Origin of the sequence: Fictibacillus sp. 18YEL24, from assembly GCF_015903855.1 — a bacterium.
GTDB classification, from domain to species: domain Bacteria; phylum Bacillota; class Bacilli; order Bacillales; family Fictibacillaceae; genus Fictibacillus; species Fictibacillus phosphorivorans_C.
The window spans coordinates 812,807-831,901 of record NZ_JACZDT010000002.1 but is presented as its reverse complement, the minus strand read 5'-3'; the positions used below and the strand labels follow the sequence as shown (position 1 = coordinate 831,901).

The 19,095-nt window shown below is 41.7% G+C and carries 18 protein-coding genes and 1 other RNA gene; 1 reads left to right on the top strand and 18 read right to left on the bottom strand.

Features of this window, described 5'->3' with window-relative positions:
• Positions 1 to 42 precede the first annotated feature (42 nt).
• The 11 genes from HU823_RS09445 to HU823_RS09395 all read right to left on the bottom strand — a co-directional run bounded on the left by HU823_RS09445 (position 43) and on the right by HU823_RS09395 (position 10,312).
• On the bottom strand, positions 43 to 879 hold the full coding sequence (locus tag HU823_RS09445) for an undecaprenyl-diphosphate phosphatase (protein ID WP_197221929.1): 837 nt from the start codon (positions 877 to 879) through the stop codon (positions 43 to 45).
• Positions 880 to 1,046: 167 nt separating this feature from the next.
• On the bottom strand, positions 1,047 to 2,108 hold the full coding sequence (locus HU823_RS09440; protein ID WP_197221928.1) for a M42 family metallopeptidase: 1,062 nt from the start codon (positions 2,106 to 2,108) through the stop codon (positions 1,047 to 1,049).
• Between the two features lie 76 nt (positions 2,109 to 2,184).
• Positions 2,185 to 3,165 carry a nuclease-related domain-containing protein gene (locus HU823_RS09435; protein WP_197221927.1) on the bottom strand — a complete coding sequence of 327 codons (981 nt, stop codon included), beginning with the start codon at positions 3,163 to 3,165 and terminating at the stop codon, positions 2,185 to 2,187.
• A 249-nt stretch (positions 3,166 to 3,414) separates the two neighbouring features.
• Positions 3,415 to 3,775, bottom strand: a transfer-messenger RNA (tmRNA) gene (gene ssrA / locus HU823_RS09430).
• Positions 3,776 to 3,914: 139 nt separating this feature from the next.
• The gene (gene smpB, locus HU823_RS09425) at positions 3,915 to 4,382 is read right to left on the bottom strand and encodes an SsrA-binding protein SmpB (protein ID WP_066239234.1); all 468 of its coding nucleotides are present in this window, start codon (positions 4,380 to 4,382) and stop codon (positions 3,915 to 3,917) included.
• Between the two features lie 103 nt (positions 4,383 to 4,485).
• Positions 4,486 to 6,777, bottom strand: a complete 2,292-nt coding sequence (gene rnr / locus HU823_RS09420) for a ribonuclease R (RefSeq protein ID WP_197222016.1) — start codon at positions 6,775 to 6,777, stop codon at positions 4,486 to 4,488.
• A gap of 58 nt (positions 6,778 to 6,835) precedes the next feature.
• Positions 6,836 to 7,582, bottom strand: a complete 747-nt coding sequence (locus HU823_RS09415; RefSeq protein ID WP_144698125.1) for an alpha/beta hydrolase — start codon at positions 7,580 to 7,582, stop codon at positions 6,836 to 6,838.
• Positions 7,583 to 7,594: 12 nt separating this feature from the next.
• Complete coding sequence (locus HU823_RS09410; protein WP_144698123.1) at positions 7,595 to 8,284, bottom strand: alpha/beta hydrolase; 690 nt, start codon at positions 8,282 to 8,284, stop codon at positions 7,595 to 7,597.
• 143 nt (positions 8,285 to 8,427) lie between these two features.
• Complete coding sequence (secG, locus tag HU823_RS09405; RefSeq protein WP_144698121.1) at positions 8,428 to 8,667, bottom strand: preprotein translocase subunit SecG; 240 nt, start codon at positions 8,665 to 8,667, stop codon at positions 8,428 to 8,430.
• 89 nt (positions 8,668 to 8,756) lie between these two features.
• Entirely contained in the window at positions 8,757 to 9,089 is a 333-nt protein-coding gene (locus HU823_RS09400; RefSeq protein ID WP_144698119.1) for a hypothetical protein, read from the bottom strand.
• A 521-nt stretch (positions 9,090 to 9,610) separates the two neighbouring features.
• The gene (locus HU823_RS09395; RefSeq protein ID WP_144698117.1) at positions 9,611 to 10,312 is read right to left on the bottom strand and encodes an FHA domain-containing protein; all 702 of its coding nucleotides are present in this window, start codon (positions 10,310 to 10,312) and stop codon (positions 9,611 to 9,613) included.
• Positions 10,313 to 10,836: 524 nt separating this feature from the next.
• Between HU823_RS09395 and HU823_RS22280 the strand changes: the two genes are divergently transcribed.
• Entirely contained in the window at positions 10,837 to 10,923 is an 87-nt protein-coding gene (locus tag HU823_RS22280; RefSeq protein WP_370630058.1) for a putative holin-like toxin, read from the top strand.
• A gap of 133 nt (positions 10,924 to 11,056) precedes the next feature.
• Here the strand turns inward: HU823_RS22280 and eno are convergent, their stop codons facing one another.
• The 7 genes from eno to HU823_RS09360 form a co-directional block, all read right to left on the bottom strand.
• A complete protein-coding gene (gene eno, locus HU823_RS09390) occupies positions 11,057 to 12,349 on the bottom strand; it encodes a phosphopyruvate hydratase (RefSeq protein ID WP_066245699.1) in 1,293 nt (430 codons plus the stop codon).
• Between the two features lie 93 nt (positions 12,350 to 12,442).
• Positions 12,443 to 13,975, bottom strand: a complete 1,533-nt coding sequence (gene gpmI / locus HU823_RS09385; protein WP_197221926.1) for a 2,3-bisphosphoglycerate-independent phosphoglycerate mutase — start codon at positions 13,973 to 13,975, stop codon at positions 12,443 to 12,445.
• Positions 13,972 to 14,730: a triose-phosphate isomerase gene (gene tpiA / locus HU823_RS09380; RefSeq protein ID WP_197221925.1), complete on the bottom strand. Its 759-nt coding sequence runs from the start codon at positions 14,728 to 14,730 to the stop codon at positions 13,972 to 13,974. Before tpiA ends, gpmI begins: the two co-directional genes overlap by 4 nt.
• A gap of 222 nt (positions 14,731 to 14,952) precedes the next feature.
• Entirely contained in the window at positions 14,953 to 16,137 is a 1,185-nt protein-coding gene (locus HU823_RS09375) for a phosphoglycerate kinase (RefSeq protein ID WP_066397581.1), read from the bottom strand.
• Positions 16,138 to 16,267: 130 nt separating this feature from the next.
• Positions 16,268 to 17,275 carry a type I glyceraldehyde-3-phosphate dehydrogenase gene (gene gap / locus HU823_RS09370; RefSeq protein WP_066397583.1) on the bottom strand — a complete coding sequence of 336 codons (1,008 nt, stop codon included), beginning with the start codon at positions 17,273 to 17,275 and terminating at the stop codon, positions 16,268 to 16,270.
• A gap of 81 nt (positions 17,276 to 17,356) precedes the next feature.
• A complete protein-coding gene (locus tag HU823_RS09365; protein ID WP_144698108.1) occupies positions 17,357 to 18,379 on the bottom strand; it encodes a sugar-binding transcriptional regulator in 1,023 nt (340 codons plus the stop codon).
• Positions 18,380 to 18,661: 282 nt separating this feature from the next.
• Positions 18,662 to 18,907, bottom strand: coding sequence for a glutaredoxin family protein (locus tag HU823_RS09360; RefSeq protein ID WP_144698106.1), 246 nt, complete (start codon positions 18,905 to 18,907; stop codon positions 18,662 to 18,664).
• Between the last annotated feature and the right edge of the window lie 188 nt (positions 18,908 to 19,095).

Genomic DNA, 19,095 nt, shown 5'->3' with positions numbered 1-19,095 from the left:
CATTGGCACTAATTCTGCCGAACGTTCAGGGTTAAATTTACTTTACATGATCACAAAAAAGATAACAGCTACTAGCACAAGACGATAGATGGCAAAAGGCGTTAGCTTAACTTTTTCGATAATGTTTAAGAAGAAGCGGATCGATAACATAGCGAATACAAACGCACTGATGAATCCTACTACAAAGAACGGCATAGCGTCCATACTAAAATACTCTAAGTTCTTTAATAGGGAGATACCACTCGCACCTGCCATGATCGGAACAGCCATAATGAATGTAAAATCAGCTGCAGCACGGTGACTAAGCCCTAGAAGGACACCACCTGAAATCGTAGCACCAGAACGTGAAAATCCTGGCCACAGGGATAAACACTGAATCAATCCGATAGAGAAAGCTTGCTTGTACGTAATCTTATCTACTGTATCAATAACAGGATTTTGATTTTTAGCAGCAAAACGATCGGCAAAAATCATAAGGAACGCACCAATCGCGAGTCCAATAAGAACCGTGTTCGTCGTAAAAAGGTACTCATCAATATAATCTTCGAACAACAAGCCAAGAACACCTGCCGGTAAGAGACCTACGATGACTTGAGTTAATTTTAAACGGCTCCCCGTAATTTCATTTGTTACTTTGTTTCGGCTAAGTCCCAGCATATCGATGAATCGCTGTCTGAAAACAACGACTACCGCTAAGATCGAACCAAGCTGGATCACAACTTTAAAAGTATTCGCTGGATATTTACCTAAAAAGTCTTGTGATTTTAACCACATGTCATCAACAAGAATCATATGTCCCGTAGATGAAACAGGAGCAAACTCCGTCAAACCTTCTACTAACCCTAGAATAAGGGCTTTTAACAACAATAGGATGTCCATAAAAATTACTGATCTCCTTTAACAACTTATACTCTCATCTCTATATAATAGACGTTTTTCGATGATTAGCAAAGAATGATGTAAAACTTTTTATAACACTGTAACATATTGCGATAAAGTGAGAAACCCCGTCGGAATGAAATCCAACGAGGTTTTTGAGGTAGTTTTTAGTAATCCAAAAGCGAATGTAGCTTTTCTTTATCTAGAACCTTTACGAGCTCTACTAGAAGCTTTGCGCTATTTTCTAAATCGCTTTTACTGATCATGGACGTGTGGCTATGAATGTAGCGAGCTGCCACTCCCACTACAAGACTTGGGATTCCCTTTTTGAAAAGATGAAACTTACCTGCATCTGTTCCTCCGCCAAGCATCACGTCTACTTGATAAGGTATGTTATGTTTCTCTGCCACTTCTATGATTAAGTCTCGAAAACCGGTATGCGGGATCATGGATGAGTCAAGGAATGTAATCAGAGGCCCTTTTCCGAGCTTCGCCTTGTTCGCATTCCCACCAGGACCATCTTCTGCAACTCCTACATCGAGTGCGATCGCCACATCTGGCTCCATGATTGCAGGTGCCGTAATCGCTCCCCTTAGTCCTACTTCTTCTTGAACAGTCGCACCACAATACACAGTGTTTGGATGAGTGTCGTTTTGAAGCTGCTCTAGAACCTGAAGCGCTGTATAACATCCTGCTCGATTGTCTAGTGCTTTTGCAAGTATCGTGTCACCGTCAGGCATCAGTTCAAATGGGCATATCGGAAGGATCGGATCTCCTACTCTAATCCCCCACTCCTTCACTTGGTCCTTATCCTTCGCACCAATATCAATAAACATCTCTTTCATCGGATAAACCCGGTTTCGTTCATCCGGCGTTAAGATATGAGGCGCTTTTGATCCAACGACCCCAGTGAACGTTTTACTTTTCGTCTGAACGTGTACACGTTGCGCGAGAAGAACTTGTGACCACCAGCCTCCTAATGGAACGAAGCGCAAATAACCTTGCTCTGTGACCTCACTGACCATGAAACCGACTTCGTCCATATGACCTGCAAGAAGTATTTTAGGACCGTTTTTCGTAGATCCGTGTTTTTCACCAAATACACTACCGATGTGATCGTTCATAAGCGTAGCACCTGTTTTGCTGATCTCGCGTTTCATAATCTCTCGAATCGCTTTTTCAAAACCAGGAGCTCCATTCGTTTCGGTTAACTCTTTTAATAAGTCCATGTTTTTCACCTTCCTATTTTATAGGATGGGGAATATATACGGTTTGAATACGTTCTTTTTCAGAAGGAAAATAAAATTATTCAAAATCGAAGTTCAACACGTATTTTCGACCTTTATTGGTTCCAATCGTAGTAGAACATAGAGCGTTCAAAAGGTGTTTCGTGATATGCGGTGAGTTGATATGGAGGAAGTCATTCATTTGCCGATTATTTATCGTGTTTCCTATTAGCAAGTAATAATCGTGTAAGGCTTGTAAATGAGCGTCTTTAGAAATCGTCATACATTTACTACAAGCCCATGTGCCAAACGATCTGTGCATGCTATAAAATTTACAGTTTGTACACTGTATTCCTTTTATCAGATCACTCTCTGGGATATGGAAATGCTGGAGAATATTGAATTTTAGTGGATGGTGCTGTAATTGAAGTTGTACAGAAAGATTATGATGAGATTCCTTTGTAAGGAGATGAGTGATGTATTTAACCTCAAGTTCTTTTATTTTATCAGGCAAAACATAGTAGGGTAATACGAATTGGGAGAGGGTTTGAGACTTTTCATTTTCAGTGGACTTGATTACTGATTTATCATTTCCGATGATTACAAGCGGCTCGATTGGAATAGAAGGATATTTATGAAGGGCAAGCCATTTTCGAAGTTGATCTACATGTCTATTTACTTGAACGATTGGACTGCTGAACGCTCTTTCATCCTTATCATCATTGATCCTAATCAACTGGTTAAATGTAGAGTCAAAAATAGGTGTTCCAGTTATATTTTTCACTTCAATAATAACTATGAAATTTGAGGATAACAGAAGGCAATCAATCTGGAAGTAATGTGACCCATCATACAGACGAAGGTCATGAAAGATATGGTATTTTTGTTCAGATAAAAAACTTAGCGGAAAATCCAATGAACGCTCACCACGATATCCTGCCATACTTTTTGCATAAACTTCAGATGCAATTTGTCGTTTCGGATGCTCAAGATCGAGTCGCCTAAATAGTGCCTCAAACATGAATAATTTAATCGGCTTCGTTCGTTTTTTTATTATCAAAATCTTACTCCTTTCTTTTTTATCTTACGTATAATTCTTGAGATTTCATGAAAAATCCTTTGAGAAAATCGGATATCGGCAACTTTTTTGTTATATCGGCAAGAATGAGTAATTTATCGGCAACTTTTGAATTATATCGGCAAGAATTCAAAAATATCGGCGAAAATCAGATTATATCGACATTTTCACAAATTTAGCATACAAAAAAGGACTCACCTTTAATGGTGAGTCCTGTTATCCACCTATGTATGGTGGAGACGGTGGGAATCGAACCCACGTCCAAAGATATTGGCACTTAAGCTTCTACGAGTGTAGTCGGTTTATTCGCGTTTCGCGGATCCGTCTGCCAGCCGACAGGCGCCTGGACCGCTAGCCTGATTATTCTCTTCCTTCGTCCTCAGGCGGAGGACAACCGGCGTAGCCCACTAAGAGTGAGTCCCTTACCCTACCACATGGGCGATGGAGGGAGGAACAGCTAAAGTGCTATTACGCAGCTAAAGCTAAGTTGTTGTTTTGTTTGCCAGTTATTGGCTGTGGCGTTTTAACGAGGCCGACCCCCTCGACTCGCAACTTAAGCTCAAACTACCCCTGTCGAATCCGTAACGTCCCCATTATAAAATGGTAAGCAGAAACTTAATTCTGCCGAACCTCGGAAAGAGATAAAAGCTCAATCGCTTCTATTCACTTGTGTACTCATTATATCATTTTTGCTTCATCGTCTCAATGTAACATCCTGTAAAAGGAACCAATTAAGCTTTTTGGCGATCTCTGAATGCACGTTCGATCTCTCGCTTCGCATCCTTCTTCTTCAGATCATCACGCTTATCGTAATGCTTCTTCCCTTTAGCAAGTCCGATCAAAAGCTTCGCAAAACCATTCTTTAAATACATTTTCAAAGGAACGATAGAATATCCTTGTTCTTTTGTTGCACCTAATAGCTTGTTGATTTCTTTGCGGTGTAAAAGCAGCTTACGCGTACGAAGTGGATCATGGTTGTACCGGTTTCCTTGCTCATACGTGCTGATGTGCATGTTGTGTAGGAACAACTCGCCGTTTTGCACACGTGCGAAGGAATCTTTTAAATTTGCCCTGCCTGCGCGAATGGATTTGATCTCCGTACCCTGAAGGACAATTCCTGCTTCAAATGTTTCTTCGACGTGGTAATCGTGCCGCGCTTTCTTATTCTGTGCGACTACTTTCCCTTCTCCTTTTGGCATGTAAAACTCAATCCTCCCCACAGCAAGTGAAGTTTAATTATAGCAATATGGTCAAATAACGTCAAGGTTCACCACCGAGGATGAACCTTGACTAACTTGCTAATTATTTCTTCTTTTTCTTGCCTTTTTTCTTAGCAACTGGTTTATAGAAAGGCTTCTTCTTCCCTTTCTTTGAATCTTGAGGACCGCTTGAACGCTCAGATTCACTTGTGCGATTCTTGCTTCTTCTTCCTCGTCCGCGTTTTGGTGTATCCCCAATATCGATCACTTTTTGGCGATCTTTGAAGCGTTTACGAGGTGTCCCCTTCATTCCGACGATTTCGAAATCGATCGCTCGCTCATCTACATTCACGTTCGCAACTCGAATGGAAATCTCATCACCGATTCGGAATACGTTACCTGTCCGCTCACCGATCATCGCCATAAACTTCTCATCGAATCGGTAGTAATCGTCTGTTAGGTAGCTAACATGTACGAGACCTTCAATCGTATTTGGAAGTTCAACGAACAATCCAAAGTTCGTTACAGAGCTGATCACGCCGTCAAACTCTTCGCCTATCTTATCAAGCATGAACTGTGATTTTTTAAGCTCATCTGTTTCACGTTCCGCATCAACAGCACGGCGTTCCATCGCGGATGAATGCTTAGCGATCGCAGGAAGTTCTGCTTTCCAATGACTGACTGTTTTTGGTCCTGTGTCTTTTTTAAATAGATACGTACGGATGAGGCGATGTACGATTAAGTCTGGATAACGACGAATCGGTGACGTGAAATGCGTATAGAACTCTGTCGCCAATCCGTAGTGACCAAGTGACATATGATCGTACTTCGCTTGCTTCATGGAACGAAGCATGATTTTACTGATTACCATTTCCTCTGGCTCGCCTTTTACGGTCTCCAAAAGCTGTTGAAGGCTGCGCGGGTGAATGTCGCTTGCAGTCCCTTTTAACGCATAACCAAACATGCCGATGAACTCTAAGAATCGCTCTAGTTTGCCTTCATCTGGATCTTCATGAATTCGGTACATGAACGGAAGCTCGAGTTCATGGAAATGCTGTGCAACGGTCTCATTGGCACATAGCATAAATTCTTCGATCAGTTTTTCTGCAACCGATCTCTCGCGAAGAACAACATCTTGTGGATCGCTGTTTTCGTCTACGAGTACTTTTGCTTCAGAGAAATCAAAGTCAATCGCACCACGGGCAAAACGTTTTTTGCGAAGAATTTCAGCAAGCTCTCCCATTAACTGAAAGAAAGGGATGAGTGATTCGTATTTCTTGTTAACCGCCTCATCTTCATCCTGTAAGATTTTACGAACATCTGTGTACGTCATTCGCTCTGTTGTTTTGATCACACTCGGGAAGATTTCATGTTTAATGACTTCTCCATCATGGTTGATCTCCATCTCACATGAGATCGTTAAGCGATCAACTTTCGGGTTCAATGAACAGATTCCGTTCGATAGACGATGTGGGATCATCGGGATAACACGATCGACTAAGTACACACTCGTACCGCGCTCTTGCGCTTCTTTATCGATCGGAGAATCTTCGGTTACATAGTGCGTAACATCTGCGATATGTACGCCAAGCTTGTAATGACCGTTAGGCAGCTTGATCACATGAACCGCATCATCCAAGTCTTTCGCGTCCGCTCCATCAATAGTTACGATGGTTTCGTTACGAAGATCGCGACGTCCTTCAATATCTTTCGGGTCGATCTCATCTGGCGTATTATGAGCTTGCTCAAGTGCTTCAACCGGAAACTCTCTTGGCAGTCCATGTTTGAAGATAACAGAGATGATATCTACACCTGGATCGTTCTTATGTCCGATGATGTGAATGATCTCCCCTTCGGCACTGTTTCTGCCTTCAGGGTATTTTGTGATCTTAACAAGAACCTTATGTCCTTCTACAGCGCCGTTAACGCCTTCTGCAGGGATAAAGATGTCGTTCGGGATCCGTTTATCATCAGCCACAACAAAACCAAATTTACGGCTCTCCTGGAACGTTCCGACGACCTCTGTAACACCTCGTTCTAAAATACGAATGATCGTACCTTCAGGACGTGATCCTGAAGATGTTTGGTTTAAGCGGACGAGCACTGTGTCTCCACTCATCGCACCATTCATATCAGATTGTGAGATATACACATCTTTTTGTTCAGAGTCTTCTGGGATAAGGAACGCAAAACCTTTTGCGTGACCTTGAACACGACCTTTGATCAGACTCATCTTTTCAGGTAATCCATAACGGTTCGTACGTGTTCGAACGACAGATCCTTCATCTTCTAATTCATTAAGTGTTAAAACCAGTTTCTTGAAAGCTTCAGCGTCAGGAAGTTGAAGAGCTTCTTCAATCTCTGTGACTGTCATCGGTTTTTCCGAATCTTTCATGAGCTGGAGTATTTGCAGTTTATCCAAAAACTGACCTCCTTTTTAAGGAAAAAAGGTTCTATTCTGACCAATCAAGGTCTTCTAAGAAAGCATAAACATCTTCATGCAGCTGTTCTTTTTCCTTGTCTAATGTAATAACGTGTGATGAGTTTTCATACCACTTTAAATCTTTCGTTTCACTTTCCACTTCATCATAGATAATATTTGCAGATTCCGTGTTTATCATTTCATCATTTCTAGCCTGCACAACAAACGTAGGTGCGTATACGAGATCTACTGAATTTCTTACACTTTGAATTAGATCTTGAAGTGCTTTTAACGTATTCATCGGTGTTTTTTTGAATTCTTCCATCTCTTCTTGAATCTGTTCTGCTGATTTCTGTTCACGCTTTTTATATTCTTCAGCGTACGCACAAACCCCTTTATACATCACTTCTTCACTCTTGATAGACATGGGTGCGCACATCGGAATAACTGCTTTCACAGGATGTTCAGTAGCAAGTTTTAAAGAGAATACGCCACCTAAGGAAAGACCGCAAACAGCAATCTCGTCGTAGCCTTTTTCTTTAAGGTGATTGTAGCCGCCAATCACATCTTCCCACCAGTCTTTGGGTCCTGTGTGTACTAGTTCTTCAGGGGGAACGGCATGCCCTTTATACTGAGGAGCGTGACATGTATAGCCCTTCTTCTGCAGAAATCTCCCCATCATTCGTACATCGGCTGAACTGCCCGTGAACCCATGAAGCATTAAGACTGCCCGTTTTCCTCCTTCAAAGAAGAACGGTTTTGGTGCTGCGATTTTCATGTTGTACCTCTCCTATTCATTCGTTAAAAATTGATATACTTCTTGAATTAAGTCATCTTTCTCTACATCATGACAGATCATGTGCTTTGATTCTTTAAAATAACAAAGACGTTTGTTAGATGCTGCTATCGCTTTGTACAGATATTCTGCACTTCTTCTCGGAACAAGGCCATCACATTCTCCTTGAACGATCAAAGTTGGTGCGGAGACTTGTGAGAATTCAGGTTTGATCATCCTTACTAGCTTCTGAAACTCTCTTGTTGCACTGAAAGGTGTATCAAGGAACTTTTTTCGATACCTTTTATATAATTCATGATCTCTTAGTTGACCGTTCAGACCAGAGACCATCATATTGGCTATATCTTTAATCATCTGTGCGGGGTTAAGATAGTAGGCACTTGCGTTCAACAGAATTAATTTGTCACACCCGTACTTTGAAGCGAGATACCCCGCGATCATTCCACCCATTGAAAAGCCGACTATATAGATTTGTTCAACTTTTTCTCGTAGCTCCAAATAGGCATTTTCAGCTTCTTGAAGCCATTCTGTATGTGTTCTACCTCTTAATGAGAGCTCAGTTCCGTGACCAGGATAAGTGGGCACAGATAACAACCAATCTGTATGCTTCTCAAGATATTCTGTAATTGGCTCGATCTCATAAGGTCCGCCTGTGAACCCATGCAAACAAAGACACCCGATCATGCTACCACCTTTTTTGTCTATAGGTTACCCTTTTATCCTCGTATCAAATCATATCACAACCACTCTCATAAAGGTTATGCGGTGTTTCTACAGACTAAAAAAACAACAAGCAGTAAATACCGCTTGTTGTTTTTGAGTGTTCTTTAGTTCATCGGAATAAAGTATGCTACTGAAATCGTTAGAATGAAGAACAACACTGCAAGAATGATCGTTAACTTACTTAGCAATGCGTCGATTCCACGTGCTTTTTGTTTACCAAAAAGCTGTTCAGCTCCACCTGTAATCGCACCTGATAATCCTGCCGAACGACCTGATTGAAGAACAACGACAACGATTAATGCGATTGATACTAAAATAAGAAGGATTTTTGCTGCTGTTAGCATGTATGTTACACCTCCACCGTTCCACGTTACATTACCCTAAATGTACCATAACTTGAAGGGACGAGGCAAAGCTTTTTTCAGAACCTTCATTAATTTGTTCCTGAATAGTTGATATCAAATTCTTTATGAAAAATATAGAGGCGAACCGCTCTTATTACATTCAGTCTTTTGTTTAACATCCCTACTACTTGAACGGTAGCTCCTGGCTGCACGGCTTCGTCTGGCGCGATATCTAGCGTCTTGTCCCCATCGAGCAGCTCTGTCTTAGCATCCAGTTTTACTTTCATCAACGTTTTCTTATGAGAGATGGTAAATACTTGGCCATTGGTTTCTTTCACTTTTCCAATAAAGCTGATCGGATTCAATTTCTCCAGTTTGTTTTCTGCACCATCCGAAGATTCTTGTTTAAGTGGTTGCATCATAAACATCCCCTCTTCGTATTAATGGGGACATCCCCCATTTTCATTTTACTGTTACTTGTTATGTTTTATGTCTGTTTCTAGTGGTGTGTCTTTTTTTGACGAGTAGTAGTTATCATTGAAAATGGATTTTTTGATTACAACATCTTCATAGGTCTCAGATTTCAAACGAGCCTTTTCTCCATTCGTAATCTGAAGGTCATAGGTTCGTATATACAAAATTGTAAATAGTAGAACGATAAATGCCCGGATTAATCGGAACCGATATGATCTTCCTCTTCGATCCCGTCTAGTTTCCTCTACCCTCATTTTTTCTTCACCACACCTATTTATCAGAAACATCTAAAAAGGAGTTTTTTCCTTTTATTTAATTTACTCTCTTTTTGTCTAGTCTAAAATGGATTTATCATGACTCTTTCCTCATACGGAAATGATAAGGTTCTGATAATTTCGCGGGGTTTTTTATAAGAAAAAAAGTCTATCAGAACGATTGTGTTCTAACAGACTCTTTGGAGTATTCCTATTTAATTAATCTGCAGCATGTATCCATAACGAGGAACGGTAACGATCGAATCTCCGTATGGGCCAAGCTTCTTTCTGAGACGGTAGACAAGTGCATTGATCTCATCGTTTCCAACGTCAGGAATGTCGTTGGAGCCAGCAACCATTCGCTCCGGCCATATTTGAATCTTTATTTCGTCACTGCTGACCGCCTGATTCTTTTTTCGATACAAAAATACAAGAAGGTCGGTGTGTTTTCCTGACAGAAATAATGGCTCTCCATCTATCGAGATCTGGCGGCGTTCAGGAATGATATGCAACCCACTCGTGATCTGTGATTCTGCGGGTTGAATAGGTGAAGTAAACTCCATCGTAAGATCTGATTGATCCGCTTCAGTATTCAGGTAGGTTAACAGAATAACTCCCTTTGCCAAGCTGATCACATCACCAGATTGAAGCTGTTTCGGCATATGTGGCTCGAGAAGCTGGTTATTGAGCGCCGTTCCGTGCTTTGAATCTAGATCACGAATAAAAGATACCCCGTCTTGCATGTAAATCTCTGCATGCTTTCGGGAAACGTATGGACTTATAAATGACACATCTGTTTCGTTCGTTTGAGAAGATCGGCCGAATACAAGTGCTTCTCCCTCAGGTTTCAATGGCATGAGGCTCCCCGTGTCATAAGGATCCCCAGCTTCTATACGTATGTATAAACTATCATTCATCAAAAATTCCCCCGTACATCAAGCAAGTACTTGTTATAAGCATTTTAAATGATTTTCGTTAAAAATAGAAGGATTATGAGGTTTTGTGAAAAATTCGGTAAGAGCTGTGGTAGATATTTAGTGAGTTAAAAACTTGGAACGCTCTTGAGATTGCAATGACATTGAGATTCTGAGAAGGTCGTGAAGTTCTCGAATCACTCATAGCCTTGGAATCGCTCATAATACTTTCGAATCGCTCACAAAATCCTGGAATCGCTCATAAAACTTTTGAATCGCTCACAAAATCCTAGAATCGCTCACAAAATCCTAGAATCGCTCATAAAACTTTTGAATCGCTCACAGAATCCTGGAATCGCTCATAAAACTTTTGAATCGCTCACAACCCCATGAAAACATTATATGTAATTAATCCTGAAATCCTTTAAGCAAAAAAGACAAGCCTTATTACCTATCTTTCTCTTTTTAGGTATAGGACAACCCTGCTTTTACGAATCTTAAGGGTAACACGATTGGAGGGATCAAAAATGACTATTTTTGAAACGATGTCGCTCATGATCAGTTTCTCAATGCTCATTGTTACTATCCTTCATTCTAACAATCGCTCTCGATAAGCAGCAGAGATGGCTTAACCCCTTTTAAATGAAGACAGCCCCCGGATCAGCGCTTATAGTGCTTGATCCGGGGGCTTGTCTTTTTCACAAAGACAAAATGGCGAGTTTGTCTTTGTGTGGGGTCAGACCCCAATTATTTTTTAAGGTTGTAGAATGCGTTCATTCCTGGGTATACAGCTAGGTTGCCTAGCTCGTCTTCGATGCGAAGAAGTTGGTTGTACTTCGCAACACGGTCTGTACGAGAAGGAGCTCCTGTTTTGATTTGTCCAGCGTTTGTCGCTACAGCGATGTCAGCGATCGTGCTGTCTTCAGATTCACCAGAACGGTGAGAGATAACTGCTGTGTAACCAGCACGTTTAGCCATTTCGATCGCGTCGAACGTTTCAGTCAACGTACCGATTTGGTTAACTTTGATAAGGATTGAGTTACCGATTCCTTTTTCGATACCTTCAGAAAGCTTAGTCGTGTTTGTTACGAACAAGTCGTCACCAACAAGCTGTACGCGGTCACCGATACGCTCTGTTAATAGCTTGAAGCCATCCCAGTCGTTCTCGTCAAGACCGTCTTCGATTGAAACGATCGGATATTTGCTAGCAAGATCTTCGTAGAATGCAACCATCTCTTCAGAAGTCTTAACAACACCTTCACCAGAAAGGTGGTATTTTCCGTCTTCTTTGTTGAACAATTCAGAAGCTGCAACGTCCATTGCAAGGCGAACTTCTTCACCTGGCTTGTAACCTGCTTTTTCGATCGCTTCCATGATTGTTTGAAGAGCTTCTTCGTTTGAACCAAGGTTTGGAGCGAATCCACCTTCGTCACCTACAGCTGTGTTCAATCCTTTTTCTTTAAGAACTGCTTTTAAGCTGTGGAAGATTTCAGTACCCATGCGAAGTGCTTCAGGGAAGCTTTCAGCACCAACAGGCATAACCATGAATTCTTGAATGTCTACGTTGTTATCCGCATGCTCTCCACCGTTTAAGATGTTCATCATTGGAACTGGAAGAGTTTTAGAGTTGAATCCTCCAAGGTACATGTAAAGAGGTACGTTTAAAAAATCAGCAGCAGCATGTGCAACAGCCATAGAAACACCAAGGATTGCGTTAGCGCCTAATTTACCTTTGTTTTCAGTACCATCAAGCTCGATCAACGTTTGGTCGATTCCTACTTGGTCTAGTACGTCAAAGCCGATAAGTTCTGGAGCGATGTTTTCGTTTACGTTATTAACAGCGTTCATAACACCTTTTCCAAGGTAACGCTCTTTGTCACCATCACGAAGCTCAACTGCTTCATATTCACCTGTAGAAGCACCAGATGGAACGATTGCGCGTCCGAATGCACCTGATTCAGTGTAAACTTCTACTTCAACTGTTGGGTTACCGCGAGAGTCTAGAACTTCGCGAGCATAAATTTCAATAATAGCTGACATAATTGTCTCTCCTTTTATAAGAAAATGTAATTTGAGAATAAGGCATTTCCGGCATTATGCACAAGAGTCTCTGTACATATTTCGTAAACAAACTTATTTAATTAACGATTTACCTGTCATTTCTTTCGGTTGTACTCCACCTAAAAGGTTTAAAACTGTTGGTGCAAGATCGGCCAAGATTCCGTCTTGACGCAGTTCTAATCCTTCTTGTGTCACAATTACAGGAACAGGATTTGTTGTGTGAGCCGTCATCGGATTGCCTTCCATCGTAATGACTTCATCAGCATTACCATGGTCAGCAGTAATGATCGCAGCTCCACCTTTTGCAAGGATCGCATCGACCACTTTTCCTAAGCACTCATCCACTGTTTCAACTGCTTTAATCGTAGGCTCAAGCATCCCTGAGTGACCTACCATATCTGGGTTTGCAAAGTTTAAGATGATCGCATCGTGCTTATCTGCTTCAATCTCTCCAACAAGCGCATCCGTTACTTCATAAGCACTCATCTCAGGCTTTAAGTCGTACGTTGCAACTTTAGGCGAGTCGATTAAGATACGCGTTTCACCAGGAAACTCTGCTTCACGTCCTCCACTGAAGAAGAACGTTACGTGTGGATACTTTTCTGTTTCAGCAATACGAAGCTGTTTAAAGTTTTGTTGTGATAAAACTTCACCTAATGTGTTGTCTAGGTTTGTAGGTTTGAACGCTACATCCCCATCAACCGTTTCACTAAAGTGTGTTAAACATACGAAGTGAAGGTTTTTCGGGAACGCTTCTCCGCGGTCGAACCCACGGAAATCTTCGTTTGTAAACACTTGTGAGATTTGGATCGCACGGTCAGGACGGAAGTTACAGAAGATAACTGCATCTCCATCTTGAACGGTTGCAATAGGTTCACCGTTCTCTTTTTTCAAAACTGAAGGAAGAACGAATTCATCATGAACGCCATTGCTGTACGAATCTTCAACGACTTCAAATGGATCTTTGTAATCTGGTCCTTCACCATAAACCATTGCGCGGTATGATTTTTCAACTCGGTCCCAACGCTTATCACGGTCCATGGAATAGTAGCGGCCAGAAAGTGTTGCAATCTCACCAACACCAAGTTCATTCATCTTGTCCACTGTTCTTTGAATATAACCTTTTGCTGATTGTGGTGGTACATCACGCCCGTCCAAGAATCCGTGCAGATATACCTTTTCCACGTTCTGCTTTTTAGCTAGTTCTAATAGTGAAAGAATGTGTTCGATGTGGCTGTGAATACCACCATCAGATAGCAATCCAAAGATATGAAGTGCTTTGCCAGTCTTTTTCACATGATCCATAGCATCAATAAACGTTTGATTTTCGTAAAAATCTCCTTCTTTGATCGATAGATTCACGCGTGTCAAACTTTGGTAGACGATACGTCCTGCACCAATGTTTAAGTGACCTACTTCCGAGTTACCCATTTGACCTTCAGGAAGTCCAACGGCTTCCCCACTAGCTGTTAGTTGAGCGTGCGGATACGTTTCCCAGTAGCGGTCAAAGTTGGGCTTTTTCGCTTGTGCAACAGCATTACCTTTGTCTTCATTACGGCAAGCAAAACCGTCTAAGATGATTAAAGCTACTGGTTTTTTACTCATCGGCTAACGCCCTCCAGAAGCTGAAGGTAAGATTTTGGCTCAAGGCTAGCTCCGCCAACCAAAGCGCCATCAATATCAGACATACCCATTAATTCTTTGATGTTGTCAGGCTTAACACTGCCGCCGTATTGAATACGAACAGCATCAGCAACATCTTGAGAGAATTGATCTGCTACAACACTGCGGATGTATGCACATACTTCGTTCGCATCTTCAGAAGAAGCTGTTTTGCCTGTTCCGATCGCCCAAACTGGCTCGTATGCGATAACGGTTTGTTTCATCTGCTCATCTGTCAAACCAGATAAACCTTTTTCAGTCTGTTCTTTTACAACGTCCTTCGTTTTGTCTGCTTCACGCTGTTCAAGCGTTTCACCAACACAAACGATCGGAGTCAGACCATGTTTGAATGCAGCATGTGTCTTTTGGTTAACAAGCTCATCTGTTTCACCAAAAAGTTCGCGACGCTCAGAATGTCCAAGAATAACATATTGAACGTTAAGATCTTTTAGCATAACAGGGCTGATTTCACCTGTGAACGCACCACTCTCTTCAAAGTGCATGTTTTGTGCACCGATCGCAAGCGGTGTACCTTCTGACTCGTCTGCTAAGCTATCAAGGAACAGAGCAGGAGCACAGATTACAGAATCTACAGTCTCAGCTGAAGGTACAAGACCTTTCACTTCTTCTACAAAACTGCGTGCTTCTGTTAACGTTTTATTCATTTTCCAGTTACCTGCAATAATAGGTTTACGCATTCTTTTCACCTCTTAAAAGTGTTTCTTTTAGAGTAGTACTAAAAGTTGAAGCAGTCAGTTATACAGTAGCTTCATTGATAAGTCGATTGGAGTGTAAGGTGCGAGACTCCTGCGGGACAAGCGGTCAGGTGAGACACTTAGTGGCGCAAAGCGGCAAGTGGCTCACCGCCTGCCCCGCGGAAAGCGAAGCACCTGAAGCGGAAATCGACCGCGCACAAAATCTTACTTGTCGTTTAAAGCTACAACGCCTGGAAGTTCTTTACCTTCCATGAACTCAAGGGAAGCACCGCCGCCAGTTGAGATGTGGCTCATTTTATCAGCAAGACCAAACTTCTCAACAGCTGCAGCTGAATCTCCACCACCGATAACGCTGTACGTGTCAGTTGCTTCTGCTAGTGCGTTTGCTACTGAACGAGTACCGTTTGCGAATGCGTCGATCTCAAATACACCCATCGGTCCGTTCCATATTACAAGCTTCGATTCTTTAATAACCTTTACGTACTTTTCGATCGTTTTTGTTCCGATATCAAGCCCTTCCCAGTCAGATGGGATAGAATCGATCGCTACTACTTTCGTGTTAGCGTCGTTCGAGAAGTCGTCGGCTACTAAAACATCCTCAGCAATTAGGAAGTTCACGCCTTTTTCTTTAGCTTTTTCCATGAAACCGCGAGCAGTTTCAATCTTATCTTCTTCTAAAAGAGACTTCCCTACATCATGGCCAAGCGCCTTAATGAATGTATACCCTAAACCACCGCCGATGATCAGGTTGTCTACTTTGTCTAATAGATTGTCGATTACGTCAATCTTATCCTTAACTTTTGCACCACCGATGATAGCAGTGAAAGGACGGTCGGGATTTGATAATGCTTTTCCTAGCACTTCAAGTTCCTTTTCCATCAACAAACCGGATACAGCAGGAAGATGTTTCGCGATCCCTTCTGTTGAAGCATGTGCTCTGTGAGCTGCTCCAAAAGCATCGTTTACGTACACATCAGCAAGTGCTGCAAACTTTTGTGCTAATTCAGGATCATTCTTTTCTTCTCCTGGGTAAAAACGAACGTTCTCAAGTAAGATCACGCCGCCTTCTTCTAGGTTAGCGACTGCTTTTTCAACTTCTTCTCCATAAGCTTCATCCGTTTTTACAACTTCTTTTCCAAGAAGTTCGCTTAAGCGTTCTGCTACTGGAGTTAGACGAAGTTCTTCAACAACTTGTCCTTTTGGACGTCCCAAGTGACTTGCTAAAAGAACTTTAGCGCCTTGCTCTGTTAAGTATTTGATGGTAGGAAGAGCAGCGTTGATACGCGTTTCATCCGTAATGTTTCCATCTTTCATAGGTACGTTAAAATCAACACGGCAAAATACGACTTTGCCTTTTAGATCGATGTCACGAACACTTTTTTTGTTCATAAGTACATGCAGCCTCCTGACTAGTAAAAAGATTAAAAGAATCAGCAATCTCCCAGGTTTTACATGGGAAAGAGGAGTAGAAGCCTGTTTGAAACGACTTCTCCCCCTCCTTATTGTTCTTCTCTATCTATTAAAGTCCTTTTTTAGCGATATAGTCAATTAAATCTACAACGCGGCTAGAGTATCCAGTTTCGTTATCGTACCAAGATACAACTTTAACCATGTTTCCTTCCATAACCATCGTAGAAAGAGCATCGATTGTAGAAGAGTGAGTGTCGCCATTGTAGTCAGTAGATACAAGCGGCTCTTCAGAGTAGCCAAGGATTCCTTTAAGGTTTCCTTCAGCTTCAGCTTTAAGTGCTGCGTTTACTTCGTCAACAGTAACTTCTTTGTCAAGTTCAACAACTAAGTCAACTAGAGATACGTTTGGAGTTGGAACACGCATTGCCATACCGTTAAGCTTACCTTTAAGTTCAGGAAGCACTAGAGAAACTGCTTTAGCAGCACCAGTTGATGTTGGAATGATGTTCTCAGCTGCCGCACGAGCACGACGAAGATCTTTATGTGGAAGATCAAGAATTTGCTGATCGTTTGTGTATGAGTGAACAGTTGTCATCATACCGCGCTTCACGCCGAATTTTTCGTGAAGAACTTTTGCGAATGGTGCAAGACAGTTAGTTGTACAAGATGCGTTAGAGATTACATCGTGGCTAGCTGCATCGTACTTGTCTTCGTTAACACCAAGAACTACAGTGATATCCTCATCAGAAGCAGGAGCAGAAATGATTACTTTTTTAGCGCCAGCTTCTAAGTGTTTAGCAGCGTCTGCACGCTTAGTGAAACGTCCAGTTGATTCAACAACTACTTCTACACCAAGGTCTCCCCAGCCAAGTTGTGCTGGATCGCGCTCAGCTAAAACTTTGATTTCTTTGCCATCTACAATAAGTGCATTTTCCTTAACTTCAACAGAACCAGCGAATTTGCCGTGTACTGTGTCATGCTTTAATAGGAAAGCAAGAGTATCAGCATCTGTTAAGTCGTTTACAGCTACAACTTCTACCTCAGGGTTGTTGAATGCTGCGCGGAATACATTACGGCCAATACGACCGAAACCATTAATACCAATTTTTGTTGCCATGTAAAATGACCTCCTTGATTTAAGAGAGAATTTATTTTTTATATAAAGGGAAATCCCCTTAATAACGAAATGGAAATGAACTTACGAGTTACCCAATAGTTGCCTGGCAGCTCCTTCGTCCGTGATTAAAACCTTTTTCGGACCGTGTTTCATGAATGCTGCAATCGCATCGGATTTAGAAGATCCGCCTGCTACTGCCATGATGAAATCACTATTCTGCAGCTCATCTAGCTGCAACCCTATCGTGCGTACGCGGTGAACCACTTCACCCTGCTGATCGAAGTAATAGCCGAATGCTTCTGCAACTGCTTTTTCTTCTTCCAGCTTTAGTAGAACCGACGGGTTAGAGTTTCGACGTACTGCCATTGTTTTAGCATCGCCAATCCCGTGAAGCACTATACCAGCGGAGTGTATGAGCTCCATGACTTCTTTAACACCAGGCTCAGCCATCAAAGAAAGATACGTTTCTTTGCTCAACTGATCTGGCAGATGAAGCAGCCTGTATTCCCCGTTCGCTTTTTGAGCCATCGTGGAACAAATGGTGTTCGCTTGGTTCTCAACTTTCTCACCAAGTCCGCCTCGGGCAGGAACGAACAATAAATGTTGTCCCTTTTGTATAGGTGTCATCATCTCAGCTACTGAAGCGAGTGTTGTTCCACCCGTTACAGCAATGATGTTCTTTGCTGACAGCTGACGCTTCAATCGGTCTGCTGCTGCTTTACCCATATCATTTTTTACCCAAACATCTTGATCACTGTCACCCGGTACTACGATGACTTCTGACAGATTTAACATATCCTTAAGTTTCGATTCTAAAACATGCAAACCAGACAATTCTTTCATCATCTCAGATAGCTCTACTAAAATATCATGCCCCTCTGTTGTTAGTGACATGCCAGCAGTCTGGATGTTTAGAAGTCCTTGATCTTTTAGGAACGAAACTTCTGAGCGCAGTACGCGTTCTGTCAGGTTCAAGGTTGATGCTAAACTTCTTCTTCCAATAGGTTCATGGATTCTCACAACATTTAATACGTTGTATCGCTTTCGCATCGTTTCTAGAAGATCTGGCAGCAACTTCTTCTGTATCTCTATAAGTTTTTTCATTGCACATTCTCCTGATTCAATGAGATGAACGATTAAGCTTTTAAGTAAATTAAATGATAAACCGGTTGGACTTTTCATGTCCCGGTTAGTCATTTTTTGTCCCATTAGCTTAAGAAAATAACTTGGTTTAACCCAAGTCCAAATATTACCTATTGTATATTACCCTGAAAGTGATCTTTTAAAACGTGCCAGCATTCACTTTTTGTCATAAAAGTGTCAGATTTCTCTCTGGCAAGTTTATATTATCAAATAGTATCCCTACATTTCAACAACTTTTACTTATTAAAAATTAGTAAGCGCTTTCTTCACCTTGCTTTCGGATAATATTCCATAGTCGACTTCTTTTCCGTCAACTTCAACAACCGGAATCATCAGACCGTATTTTTCAAGAAGGAGATCATCTTGATAGATGTCGATCGACTCTATGGAAAACGGAATCTCCTGCTGCAGCTTCTGTAATAGTTTATGTGCCTCATCACAAAGTGGACAATGTATCTTCGTGTAAAGTATGACTTTTTTTTCACCCATTTTCAGTGCTCCTTTGGTTTGTATTAGGCTATCTTGTATGCGTTTTTGTTTTTGAAAGTTGTTGATTTCCGCTCCAGGTTGCTCGCTTTCCACGGGGCGGTTAGCCTCAAGATTGTTTCATTACTCCTGCGTCTACAAGTTTATTCTAACGAAGTGAACTTACTCGTGAGCCATAGCGCCAAATAAAA

Bases quoted from the DNA above. Each gene is read 5' to 3' on its own strand.
- rnr (WP_197222016.1), bottom strand. From the start codon at position 6,777: ATGAAAGATTCGGAAAAACCGATGACAGTCACAGAGATTGAAGAAGCT.
- HU823_RS09410 (WP_144698123.1), bottom strand. From the start codon at position 8,284: ATGATCGGGTGTCTTTGTTTGCATGGGTTCACAGGCGGACCTTATGAG.
- HU823_RS09395 (WP_144698117.1), bottom strand. From the start codon at position 10,312: ATGAATGATAGTTTATACATACGTATAGAAGCTGGGGATCCTTATGAC.
- HU823_RS09415 (WP_144698125.1), bottom strand. From the start codon at position 7,582: ATGAAAATCGCAGCACCAAAACCGTTCTTCTTTGAAGGAGGAAAACGG.
- secG (WP_144698121.1), bottom strand. From the start codon at position 8,667: ATGCTAACAGCAGCAAAAATCCTTCTTATTTTAGTATCAATCGCATTA.
- gap (WP_066397583.1), bottom strand. From the start codon at position 17,275: ATGGCAACAAAAATTGGTATTAATGGTTTCGGTCGTATTGGCCGTAAT.
- eno (WP_066245699.1), bottom strand. From the start codon at position 12,349: ATGTCAGCTATTATTGAAATTTATGCTCGCGAAGTTCTAGACTCTCGC.
- smpB (WP_066239234.1), bottom strand. From the start codon at position 4,382: ATGCCAAAAGGAGAAGGGAAAGTAGTCGCACAGAATAAGAAAGCGCGG.
- HU823_RS09400 (WP_144698119.1), bottom strand. From the start codon at position 9,089: ATGATGCAACCACTTAAACAAGAATCTTCGGATGGTGCAGAAAACAAA.
- tpiA (WP_197221925.1), bottom strand. From the start codon at position 14,730: ATGCGTAAACCTATTATTGCAGGTAACTGGAAAATGAATAAAACGTTA.
- HU823_RS09445 (WP_197221929.1), bottom strand. From the start codon at position 879: ATGGACATCCTATTGTTGTTAAAAGCCCTTATTCTAGGGTTAGTAGAA.
- gpmI (WP_197221926.1), bottom strand. From the start codon at position 13,975: ATGAGTAAAAAACCAGTAGCTTTAATCATCTTAGACGGTTTTGCTTGC.
- HU823_RS09440 (WP_197221928.1), bottom strand. From the start codon at position 2,108: ATGGACTTATTAAAAGAGTTAACCGAAACGAATGGAGCTCCTGGTTTT.
- HU823_RS22280 (WP_370630058.1), top strand. From the start codon at position 10,837: ATGACTATTTTTGAAACGATGTCGCTCATGATCAGTTTCTCAATGCTC.
- HU823_RS09365 (WP_144698108.1), bottom strand. From the start codon at position 18,379: ATGAAAAAACTTATAGAGATACAGAAGAAGTTGCTGCCAGATCTTCTA.
- HU823_RS09360 (WP_144698106.1), bottom strand. From the start codon at position 18,907: ATGGGTGAAAAAAAAGTCATACTTTACACGAAGATACATTGTCCACTT.
- HU823_RS09375 (WP_066397581.1), bottom strand. From the start codon at position 16,137: ATGAACAAAAAAAGTGTTCGTGACATCGATCTAAAAGGCAAAGTCGTA.